Below are 24,848 nucleotides of genomic sequence, written 5' to 3'. Positions count from 1 at the left end.
TAGCTTTTTAGCATTATGAATAAAAACATCTAATGAAAAAAGTTTATTATATATAGATATTATTAAAAATATGCAAAATATTTAGTAGTAAAAATAAAAGGGTGATGATATTTTACACTTGATAACAATAAAATCATTATTAGTTTAAAAGTTTTGAAATTAATTCATCAGCTAAATCATCAACTTTAACGGGTTGCATTTTCTTAGAAAATATACCCATAAATTTTAATAATGGTACCATCTTAGATAAAAAATCATTGCGCCCATTTCCATATACAAGAGTAGGCTCTACGTAAGAAATTTTATGATTACTAGAACAGAGCATTTGAATAACAGAAGACTTACTATTTGTAAACTCTTTTGGACCCATTACGCCACCAATATATCCTAAGCCCTTAATAGATTTTTTCTCAGCTATTTTTAACATTACTTTTGCAGGTAAAACATTATATTTTTCAAGCTGTTTCTTATCTTTTGTATAAATACCAACACAATCAATAATATAATCTATGTATTCTGGAAGAACAAGCTGTACTTCTTCAAGATTAGTAACATCTGCTTTCAAATAATGAACGTTAGGTTTTGAAATTTGCCCTTTCCCTGAACGAGATAGAGAGAAAAATTCAGCGTGTTTATCTTTTTCTAACCATTTTTCAATAATTACATTTCCAATATATCCATTTCCACCAAAAACAACTATATTCATACTGTTATCTCCTTTACTAATATTTTTAATTTTCCGATAAACTTTTTCTTGACTACTTAGTAGTGTTATAATACCATCAATAAAAAAGATAAACAAGTACGCAGATTTAAACGACTTAGTAGTTTTAATGATACTAATGGAGGGAGTATTTATGAAATCAGACTTAAGTGCTGAACAATATCTAAAAAAAGTTTTATCGACAGAAGTTATTGATGAACAATGTCCGGTTCATCGGACATTAAATATTTTAAATGGGAAGTGGAAGACACATATAATTTTTGAACTATGTAAGCATGATTCTCTACGATTTGGAGAATTGAAGAAATTAATTCCTAAGATTACAAATTCTATGCTTACGTCTACGCTTAAAGATTTAGAAGAACTAGGAATAATTGATCGTGAGCAATTTAACGAAATTCCGCCACATGTAGAATATTCTTTAACATCAAAAGGAAAAGAATTAATTCCCATTTTTGTTGAGATATCTAAATGGGGAGAAACAAATTTAGATTAGTTAAAATTATTTTTTTAGTAAGATTTTTAAAAATCGTAATAGATTAAAGCTTATTTTAGATAAAAAAAGAATTCAATTTGTAATTGAACTCTTTTTTAAATATTATCGTCTTTTTTAAGCGGTAGACGAATTTTTATTTTTGTGCCTTTATCAACTTCACTAATAATAGTAACACCATATTCTTTACCAAAACATATTTGAATGCGGTCATTAACGTTGCGAATACCAACATGATTATTATTTTTATTATCATTTTTTAAAATTGATTCACATTTATCTTTTGTCATACCAATACCATTATCTTCAACCCATATATATAGGGCATCTTCTTTAGTAACACGGACAATGATTTTTCCTTTTTCAATTTCACTTTCCATACCATGATAAATAGCATTTTCTAAAAATGGCTGAATAATAATTCGACAACATAAGTAGTCCATTACATCTTCTTGAGCAATAATTTGCCAATCAAATTGACCGCTAAAGCGATATTCCTGCATTGACATATAACTGCTAGCATGTAGTAATTCTTCACGAATCGTAATTAATTCTTTTCCTCTGCTTAAACCAATCCGATAAAATTTTCCTAGAGTAGCAGTCATTTTTGCTGCTTCTTCATTTTTTCCGGTTTTACATAACCATTGGATCGAAGTTAAAGTATTATAAAGAAAATGAGGATTTATTTGTTCTTGAAGAACGTTTAATTCTGTTTTTCGTAAGATTTCATGGTCTTCGTTCATTTGTTTTACGAATTCTTGATTTTGTTTTGCCATATCAATAAATGCATCTTGAAGTGTATCTAGTTCTGAAATATACATAGGATCAAAGTTTAACAGTTTAAGGTCATCATTAACATTAAATTTTTCGATATTTTTAGCTAATTTAGTGACAGGACGTGAAAATAGCCAGCTAATTATCCAGCTGATACTAGCAATAACAACTAGCAGTAGTATTAAAACAAATAAAAAATATAATGTTATTTGTTTTAGTGGTGTTGCAACAGTCATTTTTAAATTTGTTACAGTAATTGTCTTAAAACTGGATTCATTGTTTGAAAAAATATGATACCAGTTCTCATTTTTTTTGGAAATACCATCAGGCTGTTTAATTGCCCAATCATTATAAGTTTCTAATTCTGATTGAATCGTTTCTTTTGAAGTATATAATAGTTCGCCCCATGAATCTACGACATAAGAATATCTATATTTACCACGACCAATACTTTCCACTAAATTTCGAATATAGCTATTGTTGCATTCTAGAATCATATAAATAGTTTTGTCTTGGTATGACCAGTCTGTTTTAAAAGGAAAATTGATATTATATGAGCCATTTGTTGAACCAATACAAAGATGATTTTTTGCTGCCGTTGATAGACGTGAAAGGTCAATACTTAACATATCAGTATCATTGTATGTAACTACTGCTCCGTTTTCGATTTTCCAGTAATTCCCATCTTCATTACAGAACCAAACAGTTAGAAGGTCTTCACGAATGTTATTTTGTTCTTCTATTAATTTCCATCCTTCATTAAGACCGGTTGTTGCAATAGTTTGATTGATTTCTGAAAGAATATTATATATTTCATTTGTGTAATAAGATAATTGAGTTGTAATTGTTCCTGTTACTGCCCAACTCATATCAGAAGCTGTTTCTTCTAAAGTAGATCTATAATTCTTAATGATGACAGCATACAATATTTCTAAAGATAATAATACTAATATAATACTAAAACTAAATAATAATTTACTAAAAGAAATTTTTTTATTATATTTTTTCATCATTGATCTCCCTAGCTTTTTTTGGTGAGATGCCATAATGACGCTTAAAACAGTAACTAAAATAATGTTGATCATTATACCCGCATAATTCAGAAATTTCTAAAATTTTTAAATTAGTATTTAAAAGATAGTTTTTTGCAATAGTCATTCTTTTTGCGGTCAATAATTTAACAAAACTAGAAGAATATATTTTTTTTAAAAGTATGCTTAAATAGCTGGTGCTAATATGTAATCTTTCGCTAATATCAATTACTGATAAAAAAGGATTGCTATATTCTTCTTCAATGATTTGAATTGCTTTTTTAGCAAGTATATCGGGAGTTTCGATATTAATATTTTCAGCATATACAATAGGGCTTTCAATTTCTGTTTTAAAAGCAGATAACATGCTGTTATAAGCTTTTATTAGTTCAGAAATATTAGAAAAGGGTTGACTTATACATATTCTAACGTTGATGTTTAATACTTTTTTTAGTCCTTGAAGTATTTCGTCAGCGATTAATTGTTTATAATGTTGAATGTTTTTGGGATCATCGTCAATAAAAATTAGAATTTTATTACTAATTGTAAATGAAATAAATTGACCATATCTTTTTAATATATCATTAATAATACTGTTAATTAATTGCTCATTAATTAAAATTTCAGAGCTATATGGTTTAATTAACATAAGAAGATAGTTATTATTTTTATCGTTTTGATAAAACTCAAGAAGGGTTAGCTTTTCATCGATGCTTTGATCATGATGATTAAAAAAAATATCTTTAAGAATATTTTTACGTTTTTCATAAAGAATTTCTGTTGGTGTATTAGGTAATTTAATATGTTGAGAATATTTTTCATCTAATTTATTTTTTATTTTCCATATTTCTTGTTCCAATTCTTCTTTAGATTGCGATTTTAAAATATAACTGATTACACTATATTGAATAGCTTTTTTTGCATACGTGAACTCCTCAAATGCAGTTAGAAAAGCAATATCCATAAAGGGATTGACTTCTCTTACTCTACGTGCTAATTCAATTCCAGATATATAAGGCATTTGGATATCTGTCAAAAGCAGGTCTGGCTGATATTCTTCAACTAATTCTAATGCTTCCATTCCATTTGCAGCTACACCTTTAACATTAAACCCTAGTTTATGCCAATTAAGCTCATTTTTTAAAAATTCTCTAATGATTTTTTCATCATCAGCAATTATCACATTATACATTTTTTCACCCCAAGTTCTTTTGTGCATTAAATTTATTATTCTATGTAAAAATTATATCAAATCAATTTTTCTTTTCAAGATTATATAATAACGAAAAATGCTTGAATAAATCAAAGAAAAATATTTTTATTAACATATTATAATTAAAGTAAAAGAAAGAATTAATTTTATTGATAAAACTAATTCTTCCAAAAATATTAATAATGTACAATGTATCCTTTTTATGGGTTTGGTTATGTATTTATTTGTATTACTAAGTTTTAATATTAAGATTCATTTTTAACTGTATTAATTATTTAATTTTGATCATGCAGTATGCATACAGCGATATTCACTAGGTGTGATACCGTAAGTTTGTTTAAAGGCTCTACGTAAATTTTTACTGTCAAGATAGCCGGATGTTTGAGCAATGTTTTCAATTGTTTCATTTGAATTTATAAGCAGATGACAAACATTTTTTAGTCTTACTTCTGATAAATATTGATTTACTGGCTTACCAGTTTCCTCTTTAAATACAGTACGCATATAAGATATACTAAGACCTAAATATTCTGCCATTTGATAGGAAGTCAAATTTTTATTTGAATAGTTTTTCCGAATATAGTGAATCAAAATAGAAGTATAATAGGAATAACTGGACATTTGTTCAGTGTCTTGGGTAAGTAAAATGTTTTTTTCAATAAGTAGTTTTGAAATATCTTGAAGTGTTTGTATTTTTTTCCACTCATCATTAGAAATAATAGAATTAAACATTTTATTTTCTTCTTTAGAAAAATGTTCATTTAAATACATGATCATAAGAGACAAACATTGAATATAATTTTTAGCTTCTTTTTTTATTTCCATACGATTAAATTCTTTTTCGAATTTATTACTATTATTTGGCTTTGTGAAAAGTGAAATAAATTTATAAGGAAATTGCTCTTTAACAGATTTTTCATTGTTTAAAGGAATATCTATTATACCAGTTTTTTCAAAAAAACGTTTAATAAAATGAGGATACAGATGAGTATATGTATTTAAAATTTTATCTGCTTTTACTTTTCCGATCATCCAGCCGCAAATTTGTTTTTGAGGGGCTTCAAGCATATCTAAAAAGTTATAAAAACTTTTTTTAAAATAAAATTCACTTTTTATATCATCAATAGATATTGGATATAATGCTAAAAATATATTTTCTTCAATACTGATTAATTGCCATTTATGAAATGAATCTAGGACATAAAAATTTTCATGATATATTTCTTTTTCAAAAAGTGAATGAATTTCGTCAAAAAAAACAATTGCCATATAATAGTTTTCGTTTTCAATTAATATTTTTTTAATTTCTTCTGTTTTCAAATTGCTCACCTCTAGTTTTTCTGAAAAAATTATATAATTGTTACTAATGAAAACGAATACAAATTTCTTTACACTTAGGTATAAATTTATTGAATATATGAAAAAGTATATTATTTTTATAGTATTATCACTTTATTTTAGAATAATGAAGATTTTGATTGAAAAAATAGTAAAAAATGTTATGATTGTTAGTTGTGACTAACTTTTTTATAACTTATAGATAAGGGGAAAATATGCAAATATCGAAGGAAAAATTGACATACTTATTATTTTTATATAAACAAAAGGACATGAATTATACTGCAACGAGAATGGCTAAAGAAGTTGGTGTTTCTAAATCGACGTTTAGTCGTGTTTTGAATAACTTTTATCAAGAAGGTTTAATCAATGAAAAAGGGAAAGGGGTATTATCATGTCAGGGATGTAAATTAGCTAGAAGTTATCTTAATGATATTAATAAACTTAGAGATTGGCTTAAAAATACTTCTAGTTTTAATGATGAAGAAGCTTATCAGGAAGCTTTAAATTTAGTATTGACGTTATCACCAGAATCACGTGCTAAGCTTGTTAGTAATTCAAGTAAAGAAAAATTATTTAAATTGATTGATAAAGTTAAAGAAATTAGTGGTGATATGTTAAGTGCAAATCTTGATGACGGGGAATATCCGTTTGCTTTTACTATTTATAAAGCAGATAAACTTGGAATTTCAATGGCAAATGATGGCTTTGTTCATCCCGGTATCTTGGAAATAAAAATGGGACATGGCAATCTTATATCACAACCAAAAGAAGTTGAACACGAATCGTTGATGGGGAAAATGATTTTAAAAGGGAAAGTTGAATCTTTAAAGTATGAAACTGAGCAAAAATACATTGCTTCACAAGTAATAATGGATAATTTTGTTATTCCAATATCTAAATTATATTTTTATTATTCTAAAGAGGAAAGAATCTTACAAACAAGTGTTAAAATAAAAGTTAAATCGAATGTAGGAATGATTCATATGCCTGAAAGTGTCGCCATTTTAACAATAATTTTAAAATAATATTTCATTATTGAAACATGGCATAAACTATTTGAATTAAAGGTAAAATTAAGAAAATACAGTTACTTTGTTGTGGGGGTAGCAACAAAATAAGTGCTTGTTTAAAATGTGGATATATGTAAAATGATCAATGTAAGTTAGCATTACCTAACCAGATGTTTAATTTTTTTAAAAATATAGTTAGATAGTTCTAACAAAAAATAAAGGGAGGAAAATGATGAAAAAAATATTTAAAGCAGTACTTGCATTAATGATGGCATTTGGAATTCAAGTGGCAACATTAAGCAATGTTAATGCTGCTAAAGTAGATTTATCACAACCAGGTACATATGAAGTACCAGTGAAAAGTTTAGTTAGTAAAGCACCATTACAACCTGTACAAGATGCTTTTGCTAAGGCTTTTGGTGACAGTATCGTTGTTACAGTGGATGATGAAGGAAATCAAGTTGCCACTATCACTTTACAACATATGATCGTAGATATGAGTACATGGGGAATGTCAAAATTCCATGCAAATATCAAAACAGTTGAAGGAGCAACAATTATTTCAACTAAGCAAGAATTATCATCTGAACCTGGAAAAGATAATGATGGGTATAATATTACATTAGCTCCTGTTGATACAAATACAGAAGTACCAAATGTTATTACACTACCTTTAAATTTAGATGCTGATGCTAAACAAGTCATTACACTTACTGTAGATTTTATGGATTATTTAATGGGTAGTGGTTCTAGCTATCCAACAGAAGTTACATTATCATTAGATGTTGAGAACATTACAGATGTTACTCCAGAACCAGAGCCAGAAGAACCTGAATATACTTTAGCTGATGGTACTTATACTGTTGCTAGTGATGTATTAAAAATTAACAGTGATGAACAATCAATGGCTGCACAAGCTGTTAAAAGTGCTGTTGTGACTTCAAAAAATGGTACTATCTTAGTAACATTACAAATGGGGGCTGTTAGTGTATATGGTCAAACTGCTTACATTGATAAAATGGAAGTTGAACAAGCTGATGGAACTTATAAAGAAGCTGATATTACAGGACATGATAGTGATGGAAATGTTAGTGAGTTACAATTTACATTAGCTAGAAATACAAAATTAACAAACGTAAAATTCTATTATGGTGGAAGTAATCGCGGAGCTGAAGCAAGAATATCTTTAGATTTAGAAAATCCAACATTAGTTAGTCCTGTTGAATCAAGTAAATTTGCTAAAGATGGAACTTACACAGTTGATGTTGCTTTGTGGAATGCAGATAGAGATCAAGCATCAATGGCAGCTAGTGCGTTAGATAAAGAAGCAACAGTAGTTGTAAAAAATGGTGCAGCTACAATGTATATCACAACTAAAGAAATGACTTTAGGTACGATCAAAGCTGGTTTACAGGAATTGTATATTGGGTCTATTAATGGCGATTATAAATCAAATCCTGCTAAAATAGAAGCTAAAGATGCTGCTGGTAATCCAATCTTGTGGTCATTTGAATTACCAAGTGAAGAAGAATATTTTGATGTAGTTGTTAATCCTCATGTTGAAATTATGGGGAATGCTGATATTGCTGCAAGAATGAAAGTTGATTATTCAACATTAAAATATGTTTCTGATCAAACTGATGCCCCAAAAGCACCAGAAACAAATGGATCAACTAGTAATAATACACCAACATCAGAAACAAATGGTAACGATGCAGTAGTAAAGACTGGTGATAATGCAAATGTGGAATTAATTGGAGGATTATTAGTTTCGTCACTTGCCATTGCTGGATATATAATTAGAAAAAGATTATGCAAATAAAAAAACTAGTTTTGGTATTAGTTACCATTTTTACAATGGTAATTATTCCTCAACCAGCTTTTGCCTTGGACGATGGAGCGTACTTAATTGGACGCTCCACGTCTTATGTTAATCCTCTAACTGGTAAAACCGAAGATGGTGGAACCAATATAGCATTAGGTGATAGCATGGTTTCTAGTATCGTTGAAAGTAATTTGTTATTAGAACAAACAGGTGGAAAATATTATATAACGATTGGTCTTGGATTGGCTTCAAATGTGTCAAATGTAAGATTTAAAATCATGAACAGCAGTGGTACATTTAGTGATGTTACAGCTACTAAAACAGGGAGCAGTAGTGCTAATGGTGATACGGTCGATCATTATCGGATTCAGATAAGTTCTTTAAATGTATATATAAGTCCAATTATGTATGTTGACCCAATGGGGCGGGATGTTCAATTTTTTATTGAACTTAATCCAGCCTCAGCTACCCCAGGAACTGGTGTGTATACTAGTCAAATGATCCCAGCTAATACAAATACGCAAGATGGCAGTGTAGCTAATAGAGATTCTGGTACAAGTTCTAATCAAAATACAAATTCAAATAGCAGTCAAAATAATACTGCTCCAGATACGCCAGTAGAAGAAATACCAGGAACTGCTCCAGTAACAACAGTAGGGACAGTAACTAAGGAAACTTTATTAGAAAATGTTTCTGGTCTTTCTAATTATATAATTGATGAAAATGGTAAAGTTGATAATAAGAAAGAGCTGACGGTAGAAAATTTAAAGAATGCAAGTAGCAGTGAAAGTAATGAATCTAATAGTAGTTTAGCTTTAATTATTGGTGGTATCATCATTGTTTTAATAATAATAGCTGGAGGAGGTTTTTATTATGTTAAAAAAATTAAAAAGTAGTCTTCTGATAGCTATAATTGCAGCTGTGTTGACAGGTTGTGTTGATCAAAGTGGTTCAAGTAGTAAAAGTGAAGAATTAACGATTGCAGCGACATCAGTAGCTGTTACGGAAATTCTTGAAAAATTAGAGGTTCCTGCTAGTCAGGTAGTTGGAATTCCAACTACTGAAGCATATAGTGTACCTGAAAAGTATCAGAACGCAACTGAGTTAGGTACAGCGATGACACCAGATGTTGAGATTTTATCAACATTAAAACCAGACTTGATTTTAAGTCCTAATTCTTTGGAAGGTGATTTAGCAGCTAAATATGAAAAAATTGGTATTAGTTCTTCTTTTTTAAATTTAAAAAACTTATCAGGAATGTTTAAAAGTATTGAAGAATTAGGAAAGCTTTTAGATAAAGAAAAAAATGCTGAAAAAATAGTAAATGAATTTGTTGATTACATGGTTTCATTTAGAGAAAAATATTCAAATAATGTAAGTCCTCGAGTATTGATTTTAATGGGACTTCCAGGAGGAAGTTATGTTGTTGCAACGGAATCTAGTTATGTCGGTGATTTAGTTAGATTAGCCGGAGCTACAAATATTTATGGTGATGGTGATGGACAAGATTTTATTAATGTCAATGCTGAAGATATGCTGCAACAAAACCCGGATATTATTTTAAGAACTAGTCATGCAATGCCTGAGCAGGTGATGGAAAGTTTTAAAAAAGAGTTTCAAGAAAATGATATTTGGAGTAAATTTAGTGCTGTTCAAAATAATAAAGTTTATGATTTAGATAATAATTATTTTGGGATGAGTGCAAATTTTAATTACCAAAAAGGTTTAGAAATGTTAGAAGGAATTTTGTATGGAACTAATTAAAAAACATCCTAAATTATTTATGATTATCTTGATCGTTATTTTGTTTTTATGTTTTTTTGTTGCCATAAATGTTGGCAGTATTCAAGTATCATTTCTAGAATTATTTAAAGGTCTATTTGTTGAATATAATGAAAATGTTGCTAGTATTTATAGCATTCGTTTTCCGCGAATCATTATTGCAATGCTAGTTGGTGGTGCGTTAGCTTTATCAGGTTTGTTGTTTCAGGTGGTTTTAAAAAATCCCCTTGCAGATCCTGGGATAATTGGCATTTCTAATGGCGCAAGTTTAGTAAGCATTCTAGCTGGTATATTTTTGCCACAGTTATATGCTGTAATTCCACTATTATCATTCTTTGGGGGACTTATAACATTTGCGATAATATACAGTTTATCATGGAAAGCTGGATTTAAGACAACACGAATTATTTTGATTGGTGTTGCTATCAATTATACAATTAGTGCATTAGTTACTTTAGCACAAAGTTCAACGGCTTCCATAACAAGTGGTGCCATGGGAACTATTTCACTTTACACATGGAATGATGTTCGCGTATTATTGATATATTTAGTACCGGTAATTGTAATAACTTTATTTATGACAAAGGCTTGTAATTTGTTAGGTCTCGAAGATAGAACCTTAATGTCATTAGGAATCAATGTTGATCTATATCGTTTTGGATTATCGCTAATTGCGGTATTATTATGCAGTATTAGTGTTGCAATAGTTGGGGTAATTGGTTTTATTGGTTTATTAGTTCCTCATATTTCACGTTTATTGGTAGGAAATGAACATAAACATTTAATTCCTGTTTGTTTATTAATGGGTGCAATTATTTTACTTGCAGCAGATACCTTAGGAAGGGTAATTATGGCACCGTATGAAATTTCATCAGCGATAATTATGGCAATAGTTGGGGGACCGTTATTTATTATTTTATTGAAACGGAGTATTGATATTGATGGAAGTTAAAAATATTAAATTTAGTTATCAAAACAATGCGTTTATCGAAGATTTATCGATTAGTTTTCCTAAAAATAAAATCACTTCAATTATTGGCCCTAATGGTAGTGGTAAATCAACTTTATTAATGTTGTTGAGTCGGATTTACAAAGTGAAAAGTGGAACAATATTATTAGATAATAAAAATATATGGGATTATAAAATAAAAGATTTTGCTAAAAAAGTAGCTGTTGTCCATCAAAAGAATCAAATTTATGGAGATTTAGATGTCAAAACAATTGTTGGTTATGGCCGCCTGCCATATCTAAATTATCATCAAAGTTTAAATGAAAAAGATTATCAAATGATAGATTGGGCTTTAGAAACAACAAATCTAAAAAAATACGAAAATCGCCTTCTCGCTAAACTTTCTGGAGGTCAACAGCAGCGTGTTTGGATTGCGATGGCTTTAGCACAAAAAACACCAATATTATTACTAGATGAACCAACTACATATTTAGATGTTAAGTATCAGATCGAAATTCTAAATTTAATAAAAGAAATTAATACTAAATATCAAATGACAATAATTATGGTTCATCATGATATTAATCAAGCCATTAATTATAGTGATGAAATCGTTGCTATGAAAAACGGTAAAATAATATTTCAGGGAGATCCCAATAAGATGATCACATCAGAATCATTAAAATCATTATATGACTATGATTTGACAGTTATTGATCATAACGGACAAAAAATCGTTCTAAATTACCAGTAACTATATGATATTTTTATAGGATAGGCGCTATAAATAAGTGCCTTTTTCTATATAAAAAATAAAACTTAATAAATGATTTAGTATTTACCATGATATAATAGGTGTGAAACTAATGCGTGCTTTGCATGGAGAATATCATATATTCGCACATGCGATGCAAAGGACGCATTAGTTTGATTGTACGAAATCGCAAGATTTTCGTGCAAGAAAACGTTAGTTTCACACCTATTGTACGAAAGAGTACCGTAGGTGCGATTTCGTACAATAAAATATAAAGAAATGAGGGATGCTTTTTATGATCGATAATAATTTATATGAAACAACGATTACTAACATTAAATGGATTGTTTATGATATTCCTGGGAATATCGGATGGATCAGTTACTTTATTGGTTTAACTCTTTGTTTTGTGAAAAAGCCGAATTTCATGCTGGATGAAATAATAACAAAAATCGTGCTTATATCCGTTATTCCTGCTATATTTATGTTAGTAGGAATTGTCGAATTAATAACTGAACGTATTTGCCGATTGGATAGGATCTTGCCTCAAAAAAGACTTCTAAGAGGCTTTGGGGCATTAACTTTAGGTGGTATAATAGGTATGCTAATTTCAATATTGGCTATTAGTTATAGTATGTTGATTGTAAGTGCTGGAGAGATAATTTATTTGATTATAATGTTTGTTGGGGCAACACTTTGTGCAGTCTTTGCAGGACTTTTATATAAGGGATATCATAGAATTTAAATATATTATTAGTTTAAGTAATTAGAGATTTTATATAGAGGATGGAAATAATAGGGATATCAAAAACATTATTATAGTTAAATATAAACATGATATGATTAGCAGTGATGAACAATTCTTAAGGATAATAACAAAAAGCTATTGACCTTGATGATATAAAATATTTTTTCAATAATACTAATAAAGATAAAAGGGTTTATGGGAAAGAAAAAATTTAAGAACTTTATGGTAGTAGAGATATTGTTTATAGATTATAATTATTAAAGTGATAATAGAAATTAGGAGGAAATATGAAAGAAATCAAAGATAGTTTAATCGTTTCTTGCCAAGCTTTAGAAAATGAACCATTGCATTCATCTTTTATTATGTCAAGAATGGCATTAGCTGCTAAAATGGGTGGTGCTAAAGGAATTAGAGCTAATAGTATTAGTGATATTCATGAAATTAAAAAAGTAGTAGATTTACCAATTATAGGGATTATAAAAAAAGATTATCCAGGAACTTCAGTTTATATTACGCCAACGATGAAAGAAGTTGATGATCTAGTAAAAGAAGGAGTAGATATCATTGCTATGGACGCTACTTTTTCTAAGCGTTTGAATAATGAATCGATCGATGAATTTTTTGAGAAAGTAAAAAATAAATATCCTCAGCAAATGTTTATGGCTGATTGCTCTACGGTAGCAGAAGCTATTCATGCTGATGCAATTGGTTTTGATTTTATAGGAACAACTTTAGTTGGTTATACCCCTCAAAGTAAAGGGGATAAAATCGAAGCAAATGATTTTGAAATTATGAGAGAAATTATTAAAGAAGTTAAACATCCAGTTATTGGTGAAGGAAACTTAAATACGCCTTTAAAAGCTAGACGTGCTCTAGAGTTAGGATGTTATAGTGTGGTGGTTGGATCAATAATAACAAGACCACAGGTCATTACGAAATCTTTTGTTGATGAAATTGAGAAGAAATTATAGAAAGGAGTGTTTGCTCCTTTTTATTTATTTAAATTAGTATAAAAATAATTATTTTGTCAAAGATTTGTATGTGAAATCATTTTAATGATTTTCTTCTTTTCTTTACAAAAGTTCTATCTTTATTTTAATAAATTTATCTTTTGTCTAAATTTGTATGTAAAAAAATGTATTAAAAAGAATACATTGATAAAAAAATATCGATATTTACATATTATTTTATCATCCAAAGTTAAAAATGCATTTAGATATTTGACAAATGTATTTGATTTTGTTAATATACAGCAGAGGTGAAATTTATGTACTTTGATACTCATTGTCATTTAAACAGTGACGATTTATATGAAAATCACGATATGTTTATTCAAAATGCCTTAGATAACAACGTTGATAATATGGTTGTTGTAGGCTACGATTTAAAGTCGTCTCAAATTGCAATCGAACTAGCTAAACAGTATGAATTTATATATGCAGCAGTTGGCATTGGGCCAAACGATTGCTTAAACACAACAAAAAAACAAATAGACATAATCGATAAGTACTTAGAAGAACCTTGCGTAGTAGCACTTGGTGAAATTGGTCTAGATTATTATTGGGATACTGTTACTAAAGAACAACAGATGAAAGTTTTTCAGTGGCAAATGGATCTAGCTAAAAAACATCATAAGCCGGTGATTATTCATTGTCGAGATGCTTATGAAGATACTTACGAAGTGTTAAAACGAAATGGACATCATGGAATAATGCATTGTTATAGTGGTTCTGTAGAAATGGCGGAAAGATTTATAGAACTTGGATTTTATATCTCTCTAGCGGGTCCAGTGACATTTAAGAATGCCAGAGTTCCAAAAGATGTGGCAGCGAATATTAGCATAGAGAATTTATTAATTGAAACTGACTGTCCTTATTTAACGCCTCATCCATTTAGGGGTAAGTTAAATGAGCCTGCAAATGTTGTGTATATTGCCCAGGAAATAGCTAAGCTAAAGAACATGGAGATAGAAAACGTTGCAAGTATGACAACGTTTAATGCCAAAAAAATTTTTGGTATTAAATAGGAGGAAAATTAATGAAAAAAATTAAAGAGGCTATTATTAAAACAGATCCTAGAATGAAAGGAATCTTGGTAGTGATGATTGCCTATATTGGAATTGTTGCAACAACTTTAAACGCTGGAGCAACAAACCAAATTGACAACTATGTTGAAACTATTGATGTAAAAGTTCAAGATGGTAATGAAGCACAAAAGGATTATCTAGTTAGACAAGCAACAGTGTCAACAGTCCTTGAAGATTTAAAAATTTCTTTGAATCCCCAAGATTCATTAAATTATGATATGAGTTATGTATTAAATAATGGAGATTTAGTTCAAATTACAAGAATTAATGAAGCAAATGTAGATGAAATAGATTCGATTAAATCAAATACTGTAAATACAAATGGATTAGAGCTGTTTACTACTAAAGTTACACAACAAGGGCAAGAAGGACAAGTAAAAAATACGTACCGTGTAACTTATCAAAATGGTAAAGAAGTTGGTAAAGAACTAATTGGAAGTACGGTTATTGTACCGGCAACTGATACAATAATCGAAACAGGTACAGTTCAGCCTGGAGCATATTTTACAGGCAGATTAACAACATATGGTGGTGACTGTGCAGGTGGAAATGGTACTTCATCAACAGGAATTAAATTAAGTCCGATTACTGGGGTACAAGGTTCTAATAGTCCGAAACTAACTTATAATGGGCGTTCGTATTATTGTTTAGCAGCTGATCCTTCTATACCTTTTGGAACGATTATTGAAATCTCTAATCATAATTTAAGTATTGAATCAACTGCATATGGGATAGTTGTTGATCGCGGTGGTGCCATCAAGGGTAATAAAATCGATATCTTTAATGGAACAGAAGCTGGTAAGTATTTTACAGGTGGAACTTCAAGTGATACGCAATTTAAAATCATTTCAGTTGGTAGTGGAAAGAATTTTTGGAAGTAAAGATCTAATTATTTAAATGAATATAAGTTTTTGATAAAGGCAGAGTTGAAAAACGCTGCTTTTATTTACTTTTTTATGGGTAACCATAGAATTCATAAATTATCACATGATTATTCGATAATTTTTGATTATGATATTAGTTATTAAAGAAAGGATATTGATTAAATGGAAAAAATAAAAAATTGGTTTTATAAACCGGTATTTACTTTAATATGTTATTTGTTAGCTATACTTTTATTGATATATGCATTGTTTACTATGAAGAACTCGTATGATTATATTAATTCTTTGGTTTTACAGGGAAGTGTTTCTTGGAGTGTCGATTTGACTGATATTATTTCATATTTTATTGGTAACTCGGTTAGTTATTTATTTTATGCATTTTCTTTTTTATTCTTTGGAAAAGTAATAAATTTATTAAGTCCTAAGCAAATAAAAGAAGAAATTATTGAAAATGAAATAATTGAAGATAACGAGCAAGCAATGGAAATAAACGATGATAAATTGATAGTAGAAGAAAATATTGATAACGTAGACGAAAAAGTAACAGCAGAAGAAAATATCGATAACGTAGACGAAAAAGTAACAGCAGAAGAAACTATCGATAACATAGATGAAAAAGTAATAGAAGAAGAGTAATCTAATAAAAAGAAGAAATGAGTTTATTTCTTCTTTTTTTGTGAAAAGAAATTGATTTAAATATTTTTATGAAGGGGAATAATAGTTATTAGATAATTTTATGATTTACTAATCTAAGTTGATAATTGTTTAAAAAAGGTAAAATTTGTAGTACAATAGATAACGATTAAGGAGGGAATATAAATGTATGATATTATAGTGGTAGGAGGCGGACATGCTGGAATTGAGGCAGCATTAGCACCAGCTAGAATGAATCAAAAAACATTATTAGTGACATCTAATTTTAATAATGTGGGAAGCCTTCCTTGTAATACTTCGATCGGTGGGCCAGCCAAGGGCATAATTGTCCGTGAAATAGATGCCTTGGGTGGTCAAATGGGTAAAAGTGCCGATAAAACATATTTACAAATGAAAATGTTAAATACTGCAAAAGGACCGGGGGTACAGTCATTAAGAGCTCAGGCAGATAAACAGGCTTATCCTCGATATATGCAAGAGGTATTAAAACAACAGAAAAATTTAGATATTTTAGAAGCTATGGTTGAAGATTTAATTGTTGAAAATGATTATGTAAAAGGTGTTATTTTAGCGGATGGGTCAAAAATTGCTGGTAAAATAGTTATTCTTACAACAGGAACATATTTAAGAGCTGAAATATTATGTGGTGATCAAAAACATGCTAGTGGTCCTGATCAGCAAAAAGAATCTAAATTTTTATCAACCCGATTAAAAGAATTAGGTTTTCGAATTCAGCGTTTAAAAACAGGAACACCACCACGAGTAGAAATCAATAGCGTTGATTATTCAAAAACGAGTTTACAACCAGGAACGGATGCAAAATTAGCTTTTAGTTATCAGACTAAAGAATTTATTCCTATTGAGAAGCAGTTACCATGTTATTTAACATATACTAATGAAAAAACACATCAGATAATAAATGATAATCTACATCGTTCAAGTATGTATGGGGGTTATGTCAGTGGTGTAGGGCCACGCTACTGTCCTTCAATTGAAGATAAAGTTGTTAAATTTTCAGATAAACCACAACATCAAATATTTTTAGAACCAGAGTCTAAAGAAATGAATACAATTTATGTTCAAGGATTTTCAACTTCATTGCCTCATGACGTTCAAGAAGAAATGATTAGAACTATACCAGGGTTAGAAAACTGTAAAATTTTAAAATATGCATATGCAATAGAATATGATGCAATCGATCCTTTACAATTATGGCCATCACTGGAAACAAAAATAATTAAGAATTTATATACTGCTGGTCAAATTAACGGTACAAGTGGTTATGAAGAAGCTGCAGGACAGGGATTGATTGCTGGAATTAATGCAACATTAAAGAATCAGCATAAGCAGCCTTTAATTTTAAAACGAGATGAAGCTTATATTGGGGTAATGATCGATGATCTAGTTACTAAGGGAACTGAGGAACCATATCGAATGTTAACAAGTCGTGCTGAATATCGTCTATTGATCCGGCATGATAATGCTGATCAGCGTTTGATGAAGTATGGACACGATGTAGGTTTAGTTAATAATGAAGTATATCAAGAATATTTAGATAAAATGAAAGGTATTTTTGATGAAATCGATCGCCTTGATACGATTCGGTTTACACCAAAACATCCAATCAACGAAGTTTTAGAACAGTTAGGTTCAACAAGATTGACAGAAGGAATCAGTGCTAAAGAGCTGATTAAACGTCCTGAACTTGATTATCAGAAAATTTTACCGTTTGTTGAAGGTCCAAAATTAAGTGAAGAGCAAACAAAAAGGGTTACGATTTTAATTAAATATAAAGGATATATTGATAAGGCTATGCGTCAAGCAGCTAAACAAAAGAAAATGGAAGAAAAGAGAATTCCTGATGATATTAATTATGAAGATATAAGCAATTTAGCGTTAGAGGCTAAGCAGAAATTAAGTATGATTCGTCCTTTAACGATTGGACAGGCATCAAGAATTTCGGGAATAAATCCTGCTGATATTTCAGTTTTATTGATATACTTAAAACAAAAATATAATGAGGAATAAAATATGTCTAAAGAGGATTTTATAAAATTATTGGAAAATAAAGGAATTGTTCTAAATAATAAGCAGATCAAACAATTTGAATCATATTATAAGATATTAGTAGATTGGAATGAAAAAATGAATTTAACAGCAATAACTGATGAAGAGGGTGTTTATTTAAAACATTTTTATGATTCAGTAACAATTGCTTTTGATTTTAAATTTAATAATCAAAGTATTGTTGATGTTGGGGCTGGAGCTGGATTTCCAAGTATTCCTTTAAAAATCATTTATCCTGATTTAAAAATCACGATCGTTGATTCGTTAACGAAAAGAATTACATTTTTAAATCATTTATTTAAAGAATTAGCATTAACTGATTGTAAAGCAATCAGTGTTAGAGCTGAAGATTATGCTAAAGATAATCGGGAAAAATGTGATATCGTAATGGCTAGAGCAGTAGCAAGATTGAATATTTTAGATGAATTATGTTTACCGTTAGTCAAAGTAGGAGGATATTTTTTAGCGTTAAAAGGACTTAAGGCAGATGAAGAGTTACAAGAAGCGAAAAGAGGAATTGATATGTTAGGTGGCAGTGTAGAAGAAATTATTGATTTTACACTAACTAATAATGATCATCGTAGTAATATAATTATAAAGAAAGTAAAATCAACACCTAATAAATTTCCGCGGATGTTCGCTAAAATAAAAAAACAACCATTATAGGAGAGAATATGTTAGAGAAGGTATATAAACAAATTGATATAAATAAAATAGAGGCAAATGAAAACCAGCCTCGTAAAGTATTTGATGATGAAAAAATCGAAGAATTAGCTGCTTCAATTAAGGAAAATGGTTTGATTCAACCTATTATTGTCCGTAAATATAATCGAAATTATCAAATAATAGCTGGTGAACGACGTTTTCGAGCATGTAAATTAGCTGGCTTAAAAACCGTACCCTGCATCATTAAAGATATAGATGATAAACAAGTCGATACATATGCAATAATTGAAAATATCCAACGTGAAAATCTTTCTCCAATTGAAGAAGCAAGAGCTTATAAAACTTTAATTGATACATACAATATGAATCAAACAGAGCTGGCAAACAAGATAGGTAAAAAGCAATCAACGATTGCTAATAAATTAAGACTATTAAAGTTATCAGATGATGTCAAAGAAGCACTAAAAACAAAACAAATTACTGAACGTCATGCCCGAGCAATGCTTTCTTTAGATGAAGAAAAACAGCATAGTGTATTACAAGAAGTAATAAAGAAATCATTAAATGTTAAACAAACTGAGTTATTAGTTAACAAACCACCAAAAAATAAAATCAAAACAAAAAAAGGTCCGCTTAAGGCAGTTTCACAAAACTTTAAAATAGCTATTAATACAATTAATCAAGCAACAGAACTGATCCAAAAATCAGGAATTGAAGTCATCAGTGAAACTGAAGAAGATGATGATGAATATATCATAACATTACGGGTAAAGAAATAATTAAATAAATACTCAAAATATCAAGGACTAATTATAGTCCTTATTTTAAAGTGAGGAAATTATGATAAGAGTATATACAGCTCCAGGCAGCCGCTCAGGACGTAATGTTATTAAATGGTTAAAAGAGCATAATTTAAGTTTTATTGAAAAAAATATCTTTTCATCAGATTTACATGTTTTTGAAATAAGAGAAATATTAGAAAGATGTGAAAATGGTACAGATGATATTATTTCTAAAAATAGTAAAATTATTAAAGGAACTAAGCTGGATCTTAATAGCATGAAAATGAATGATTTAATTGATTTTATCAAAACTAATCCTTCAGTATTAAAGAGACCGATCGTATTGGATGAACATCATTTTTTAGTTGGATATAATAGGTGTGAAACTAATGCGTGCTTTGCATGGAGAATATCATATATTCGCACATGCGATGCAAAGGACGCATTAGTTTGATTGTACGAAATCGCAAGATTTTCGTGCAAGAAAACGTTAGTTTCACACCTATTGTACGAAAGAGTACCGTAGGTGCGATTTCGTACAATGAAGAAGAGATAAGAGTTTTTATTCCGCGCGATCAAAGAAAAAATAATGAAAAAGATAAAAAGCTGTGATTTTATTATCTAAAATTACAGCTTTTTAGATTGAATTATTTATTTTTTGTAGTTATTATTTCAATTGTAATTCTAGTTAAATAATTATCTTTAGATCTTTCACAAATATCAGAAATAATATACTCTTCAAAAGCGTATTTACCTAAAGTAATATTATGATTTTTTGCATATTCTAACATTCGTGAATATGAATCATATAACTTATCTTCACTACCGTGATGATATCCACATAAATAATAACCAGCCTTTTTAACAAAAACTTGTTGTGAAGAATTATTTGTAGTAGTAAAAAGATAAGAATAATTATTAAGATTATTACTACGAATATTATCTAGTGTCATTATCACACCAACAAATTCACCAGTAATTATTTGATGTTTTTCAATAAAGGATGTGTAATCGTTCATGAATGAAGCAAAATCTCTAGATGTAGTATTTTCGAGATTAGCGGATAAGAGTAGTTTATTTTCTTTTAAATATTCGATTTTAATTTCTTCATAGTTAGAATTTAATGCATCAGTAGTAAAAGTTTGGTAACTTTTAATTAATTCATGAATATGCTGCATCTCATTAATATATTCTATTAATTTATTTTCCTGCTGTTTCAAGAGTTCTAAAAATAATTCAGGAGTACGTTCATTAAGGTAGATCTGAATATCTTTTAAGGACATCCCAAGCGTTTTTAAAGCTATGATTACTTTAAAAGTGTCGTATTGACGATATGAATAATAACGATAGCCTTTATCATTAACATAAATAGGCTTAAAAAGACCTATTTCATCATAATGAAATAAAACATGTTTTTGAACACCGCATATTTTAGCAAAAGTACCACAACTTAATAATTTCTCTTTCATTTACTGATCCTCCTTGACTATAAGGTTACCTTATAGTTTATCATTAAATTAGTTGCTTCACAATACAATGAAAGGAGAAAGAAATGAAATTAATTTTAAGATATCTAAAAAACTATAAATTACTGTTCTTTTTTAACGTGATTTCAGTTTTTGGATTTGTTTTAGTTGAATTAGGAATTCCGACCATTGTAGCAACAATGATAGATGTTGGAATTACTAATAAAGACACAAGCTTTATCTATATGATGGGTGGCTGCATTGCTTTAGTTTCTTTTATCGGTGTGGGTGGAACTATTGCTTTAGGTTATTGCTGTGCTAAAATTTCAACTTCAATTACACGTGATATTAGAAATGATGTTTTTAAAAAAGTACAACAATTTACAGCTAATGAATTTAATCAAATAGGAACATCTTCAATGATTACAAGAACGAATAACGATGCATTTCAGATACAGCAGTTTGTAAATGTATTGCTTAGAACAGCGTTAATGACGCCAATTATGTTCATTTTTAGTTTTATTATGACTGCTCAAGCATCGCTTCGCTTATCGTATATTATTGCTGCAACGATTCCTATCATTATTTTAGGAGTTTTTTTAGTTGCGAAAATAACTAAGCCTATTTCTGAAAATCAACAGCATTCATTAGATGATTTAAATCGCATTTCTAGAGAAAATCTTAGTGGAATCAGGGTAATTAGGGCATTTAACAATGATTCGTATGAACAAAAACGTTTTGAGGAAACTAATTATCATTTTACTAAATATTCAAAGAAATTATTTAAAATTATGATCATGACCCAGCCAATTTTCTTTATGCTGATGAATATTGCGGGGATGTCAATATATTGGGTAGCAGCACATCTGATTTCTAGTGGTTCTTTAGAAATTGGTCAGCTTGTTGCTTTTATGGATTATTTATTTCATGCGATGTTTTCAATTATGCTTTTTTGTACAGTTTTTATGATGTATCCACGAGCAGAAGTGTCAGCTAAGCGAATTGAAGAAGTGCTTAATTTGGAACCATCAATAAAAAATAATCCTGTTGATGATAACTCTAATGATGAAGTAAGTATCGAATTTGATCATGTTACTTTTGTATATCCTGATGGTGAGGAACCTGTATTATATGATGTGTCTTTTAAAGCTAAAAAAGGAGAAGTAGTGGCATTTATTGGCAGCACAGGTTCAGGTAAAAGTACGTTAGTTAATTTAATTCCAAGATTTTATGATGTAAGTAAAGGAAGAATAAAAATTAATGGAAAAGATATTCGAGATTATGATGTTTTACAACTACGTGATAAATTAGGGGTGATTCCCCAAAAAGCAGTACTTTTTAGTGGTAGTATTGCAGATAATATTCGCTTTGGTAAAAAAGATGCTACTGATGAAGAAGTTATTCATGCAGCTAAAGTAGCTCAGGCTTATTCATTTATTATGGATAAAAAAAATGGTTTTAATGAGCCTATAAGTGAAGGTGCTACTAATGTTTCAGGTGGTCAAAAACAGCGATTAAGTATTGCTAGAGCATTAGTGAGAAAAGCCCAAATTTATATTTTTGATGATTCCTTTTCGGCTTTAGATTTTAAAACGGATGCGGTTTTAAGAAAAGAATTGAAAAAAGAACTAAGTGAATCGATCATGTTAGTTGTGGCCCAGAGAATTTCCAGTATTATGGATGCTGATCAAATTATTGTTTTAAATGAAGGAAAAGTAGTTGGGCAGGGAACACATCATCAATTATTAAAAGAGTGTCAAATTTACTATGAGATTGCAACTTCTCAATTAAGTGAGGAGGAATTAAATTATGAATAATAAATATAGTTTGAAAAAGAGTTTAAAAGGACTCTTACCATATATTAGACCCTATAAATGGCAATTTGTTATTGCAATCATAATGATTTTTGCTTTTAATATTTCGATTGCTTTAGCTCCATCTTTTGAGGGAAAAATAACAACGCAATTAGCTAGTGATGTAGCTAAAAGCAGTAACTTGACAAATATAACAATTAGTTTTGATATAATTATTAAAATAATCATCACTCTAGCAATCATTTACATTATCAAGACTGTTTCACAAATGATATCAGCAGTATTTTTAACTAATGCAATTCAACATACAATGGAAGATCTTCGTAATGCTTTACAAAATAAAATTCGTAAATTACCAGTAAGATATTTTGATAATCATCATTATGGTGATGTTTTAAGTCGGATTACAAATGATGTCGATGCTATTTCAAATGCCTTACAACAAAGTTTTACGCAAATTGTCAGTGGGATATTAACGCTTATTTTAGCGTTGAGTATGATGTATATGCTTAATTTTAAAATGGCATTGATTGGAACGATGATCATTCCTTTATCGCTATTAGTAACAAAATTAATAGTTAGAAAAAGTCAAAAATTATTTAAAAATCAACAGGATGCTTTAGGTGAATTAAATAGTGCGATAACAGAAATGTATACGGGGTATAATGAAATTCTATTATATAATCAACAAATGGAATCGATTGAAAAATTTGAAAGTATTAATGAAAACTTGAAAGCAAATGCTTTTAAAGCACAATTTGTTTCATCAACTATTGCCCCACTAAATTCATTAGTTACATATTTAGCTATCGGAGCAATAGCCGTAGTTGGAACGATTGAGGTAATTGCAGGAACATTTCAAGTTGGGCAATTACAAGCATTTATTCGTTATATTTGGCAAATCAATGATCCCTTATCACAGATTTCTAGTTTATCATCACAAATTCAATCAGCTTTTGCAGCACTAGGAAGAGTTATTGAATTACTTGATGAAAATGAAGAAGTACCAGAGGCTGATTTGCCTAAACATCTTGATCAAGTACAGGGAGATGTAAGTTTTGAACATGTTCAATTTGGTTATTATGAAGAAAATTTGATGAAAGATTTAAATGTCCAGATAAAAAAAGGACAAATGGTAGCAATTGTTGGTCCTACAGGTGCTGGTAAAACGACGATTATCAATCTATTATTACGTTTTTATGATGTTAAAGGCGGTAGTATCAAGATTGATGGCATTGATATACGAGATTTACCACGAAATGAACTGCGGGCAATGTTTGGAATGGTGCTGCAAGATACTTGGTTATATTCGGGAACTATTTATGATAATATTCGCTATGGTCGTTTAGATGCCCGTAAAGATGAAATAATCAAAGCAGCTAAAATGGCGAATGTTCATCATTTTATTCGGACTTTACCTGATGGTTATAATGCATATATTAATGAAGAAGCAAATAACATTTCTCAGGGTGAAAAACAGTTATTGACGATTGCGCGAGCTATTTTAAAAGATCCTCAAATTTTAATTTTAGATGAGGCAACCTCATCAGTAGATACTCGCTTAGAAAAAATGCTACAAGAGGCAATGCAAACAGTTATGAAAGGTAGAACAAGTTTTGTTATCGCCCATCGGTTATCAACGATAAAAAGTGCGGATTTAATTTTAGTAATCAATAATGGCGATATTGTAGAACAAGGGACGCATGAGGAATTATTAGCTAAACAGGGGGTGTATGAAAAACTATATAATTCACAGTTTGTAAATAATTAATAAAAGACTCGAAA

General features: G+C 29.5%; 23 protein-coding genes. 18 read left to right on the top strand and 5 right to left on the bottom strand.

Annotated elements, in window-relative coordinates; all coding sequences use genetic code 11:
• Window positions 1–139: 139 nt before the first annotated feature.
• Window positions 140–706 carry an NAD-dependent epimerase/dehydratase family protein gene (locus tag BR82_RS0100680; RefSeq protein ID WP_027088566.1) on the bottom strand — a complete coding sequence of 189 codons (567 nt, stop codon included), beginning with the start codon at window positions 704–706 and terminating at the stop codon, window positions 140–142.
• Window positions 707–857: 151 nt separating this feature from the next.
• On the opposite strand from BR82_RS0100680, the gene BR82_RS0100675 reads away from it, so the two are divergent.
• Window positions 858–1,220: a winged helix-turn-helix transcriptional regulator gene (locus BR82_RS0100675; RefSeq protein ID WP_027088565.1), complete on the top strand. Its 363-nt coding sequence runs from the start codon at window positions 858–860 to the stop codon at window positions 1,218–1,220.
• A 95-nt stretch (window positions 1,221–1,315) separates the two neighbouring features.
• Here BR82_RS0100675 and BR82_RS0100670 read toward each other — a convergent pair whose 3' ends face one another.
• The 3 genes from BR82_RS0100670 to BR82_RS16235 all read right to left on the bottom strand — a co-directional run bounded on the left by BR82_RS0100670 (window position 1,316) and on the right by BR82_RS16235 (window position 5,555).
• On the bottom strand, window positions 1,316–3,001 hold the full coding sequence (locus BR82_RS0100670) for a sensor histidine kinase (protein WP_027088564.1): 1,686 nt from the start codon (window positions 2,999–3,001) through the stop codon (window positions 1,316–1,318).
• Window positions 2,988–4,214: a response regulator transcription factor gene (locus tag BR82_RS0100665; protein ID WP_027088563.1), complete on the bottom strand. Its 1,227-nt coding sequence runs from the start codon at window positions 4,212–4,214 to the stop codon at window positions 2,988–2,990. Before BR82_RS0100665 ends, BR82_RS0100670 begins: the two co-directional genes overlap by 14 nt.
• Before the next feature lie 306 nt (window positions 4,215–4,520).
• Window positions 4,521–5,555, bottom strand: coding sequence for a helix-turn-helix transcriptional regulator (locus BR82_RS16235; protein ID WP_027088562.1), 1,035 nt, complete (start codon window positions 5,553–5,555; stop codon window positions 4,521–4,523).
• Window positions 5,556–5,788: 233 nt separating this feature from the next.
• Between BR82_RS16235 and BR82_RS0100655 the strand changes: the two genes are divergently transcribed.
• The 15 genes from BR82_RS0100655 to BR82_RS14920 all read left to right on the top strand — a co-directional run bounded on the left by BR82_RS0100655 (window position 5,789) and on the right by BR82_RS14920 (window position 20,237).
• Complete coding sequence (locus tag BR82_RS0100655; RefSeq protein ID WP_027088561.1) at window positions 5,789–6,601, top strand: helix-turn-helix domain-containing protein; 813 nt, start codon at window positions 5,789–5,791, stop codon at window positions 6,599–6,601.
• A 217-nt stretch (window positions 6,602–6,818) separates the two neighbouring features.
• Window positions 6,819–8,408: an NEAT domain-containing protein gene (locus BR82_RS0100650; protein ID WP_027088560.1), complete on the top strand. Its 1,590-nt coding sequence runs from the start codon at window positions 6,819–6,821 to the stop codon at window positions 8,406–8,408.
• Complete coding sequence (locus BR82_RS0100645) at window positions 8,399–9,307, top strand: heme-binding Shp domain-containing protein (RefSeq protein WP_027088559.1); 909 nt, start codon at window positions 8,399–8,401, stop codon at window positions 9,305–9,307. The genes BR82_RS0100650 and BR82_RS0100645 overlap by 10 nt, the downstream gene beginning before the upstream one ends.
• Window positions 9,285–10,175 (top strand): heme ABC transporter substrate-binding protein IsdE, encoded by an 891-nt coding sequence (isdE, locus tag BR82_RS0100640; protein WP_027088558.1) that lies wholly within the window; start codon window positions 9,285–9,287, stop codon window positions 10,173–10,175. The genes BR82_RS0100645 and isdE overlap by 23 nt, the downstream gene beginning before the upstream one ends.
• The gene (locus tag BR82_RS0100635; RefSeq protein WP_027088557.1) at window positions 10,162–11,145 is read left to right on the top strand and encodes a FecCD family ABC transporter permease; all 984 of its coding nucleotides are present in this window, start codon (window positions 10,162–10,164) and stop codon (window positions 11,143–11,145) included. The genes isdE and BR82_RS0100635 overlap by 14 nt, the downstream gene beginning before the upstream one ends.
• Complete coding sequence (locus BR82_RS0100630) at window positions 11,135–11,896, top strand: ABC transporter ATP-binding protein (RefSeq protein WP_027088556.1); 762 nt, start codon at window positions 11,135–11,137, stop codon at window positions 11,894–11,896. The genes BR82_RS0100635 and BR82_RS0100630 overlap by 11 nt, the downstream gene beginning before the upstream one ends.
• A 295-nt stretch (window positions 11,897–12,191) precedes the next feature.
• Complete coding sequence (locus BR82_RS0100625) at window positions 12,192–12,641, top strand: hypothetical protein (RefSeq protein WP_027088555.1); 450 nt, start codon at window positions 12,192–12,194, stop codon at window positions 12,639–12,641.
• Between the two features lie 290 nt (window positions 12,642–12,931).
• Complete coding sequence (locus BR82_RS0100620; protein ID WP_027088554.1) at window positions 12,932–13,615, top strand: N-acetylmannosamine-6-phosphate 2-epimerase; 684 nt, start codon at window positions 12,932–12,934, stop codon at window positions 13,613–13,615.
• A gap of 296 nt (window positions 13,616–13,911) precedes the next feature.
• On the top strand, window positions 13,912–14,670 hold the full coding sequence (locus BR82_RS0100615; RefSeq protein WP_027088553.1) for a TatD family hydrolase: 759 nt from the start codon (window positions 13,912–13,914) through the stop codon (window positions 14,668–14,670).
• An 11-nt stretch (window positions 14,671–14,681) separates the two neighbouring features.
• Complete coding sequence (locus BR82_RS0100610) at window positions 14,682–15,611, top strand: G5 domain-containing protein (protein WP_027088552.1); 930 nt, start codon at window positions 14,682–14,684, stop codon at window positions 15,609–15,611.
• A gap of 165 nt (window positions 15,612–15,776) precedes the next feature.
• On the top strand, window positions 15,777–16,250 hold the full coding sequence (locus BR82_RS17395; protein ID WP_051592708.1) for a hypothetical protein: 474 nt from the start codon (window positions 15,777–15,779) through the stop codon (window positions 16,248–16,250).
• A 183-nt stretch (window positions 16,251–16,433) separates the two neighbouring features.
• A complete protein-coding gene (mnmG, locus tag BR82_RS0100600) occupies window positions 16,434–18,296 on the top strand; it encodes a tRNA uridine-5-carboxymethylaminomethyl(34) synthesis enzyme MnmG (RefSeq protein ID WP_027088551.1) in 1,863 nt (620 codons plus the stop codon).
• Window positions 18,297–18,299: 3 nt separating this feature from the next.
• Entirely contained in the window at window positions 18,300–19,001 is a 702-nt protein-coding gene (gene rsmG / locus BR82_RS0100595; RefSeq protein ID WP_027088550.1) for a 16S rRNA (guanine(527)-N(7))-methyltransferase RsmG, read from the top strand.
• 8 nt (window positions 19,002–19,009) lie between these two features.
• Window positions 19,010–19,780, top strand: coding sequence for a nucleoid occlusion protein (gene noc / locus BR82_RS0100590; RefSeq protein ID WP_027088549.1), 771 nt, complete (start codon window positions 19,010–19,012; stop codon window positions 19,778–19,780).
• A 61-nt stretch (window positions 19,781–19,841) separates the two neighbouring features.
• Complete coding sequence (locus tag BR82_RS14920; RefSeq protein WP_084300631.1) at window positions 19,842–20,237, top strand: Spx/MgsR family RNA polymerase-binding regulatory protein; 396 nt, start codon at window positions 19,842–19,844, stop codon at window positions 20,235–20,237.
• 193 nt (window positions 20,238–20,430) lie between these two features.
• Here the strand turns inward: BR82_RS14920 and BR82_RS0100575 are convergent, their stop codons facing one another.
• Window positions 20,431–21,252: a MerR family transcriptional regulator gene (locus BR82_RS0100575; protein WP_027088548.1), complete on the bottom strand. Its 822-nt coding sequence runs from the start codon at window positions 21,250–21,252 to the stop codon at window positions 20,431–20,433.
• Window positions 21,253–21,335: 83 nt separating this feature from the next.
• On the opposite strand from BR82_RS0100575, the gene BR82_RS0100570 reads away from it, so the two are divergent.
• Window positions 21,336–23,066, top strand: coding sequence for an ABC transporter ATP-binding protein (locus BR82_RS0100570; RefSeq protein WP_027088547.1), 1,731 nt, complete (start codon window positions 21,336–21,338; stop codon window positions 23,064–23,066).
• On the top strand, window positions 23,059–24,834 hold the full coding sequence (locus BR82_RS0100565; protein ID WP_027088546.1) for an ABC transporter ATP-binding protein: 1,776 nt from the start codon (window positions 23,059–23,061) through the stop codon (window positions 24,832–24,834). Before BR82_RS0100570 ends, BR82_RS0100565 begins: the two co-directional genes overlap by 8 nt.
• The last annotated feature ends 14 nt before the right edge of the window (window positions 24,835–24,848 follow it).

The organism is Thomasclavelia saccharogumia DSM 17460 (assembly GCF_000686665.1).
Lineage (GTDB): Bacteria > Bacillota_I > Bacilli_A > Erysipelotrichales > Coprobacillaceae > Thomasclavelia > Thomasclavelia saccharogumia.
Note: the sequence above shows the minus strand (reverse complement) of the source record. Positions and strands in the feature narration are given on the sequence as shown.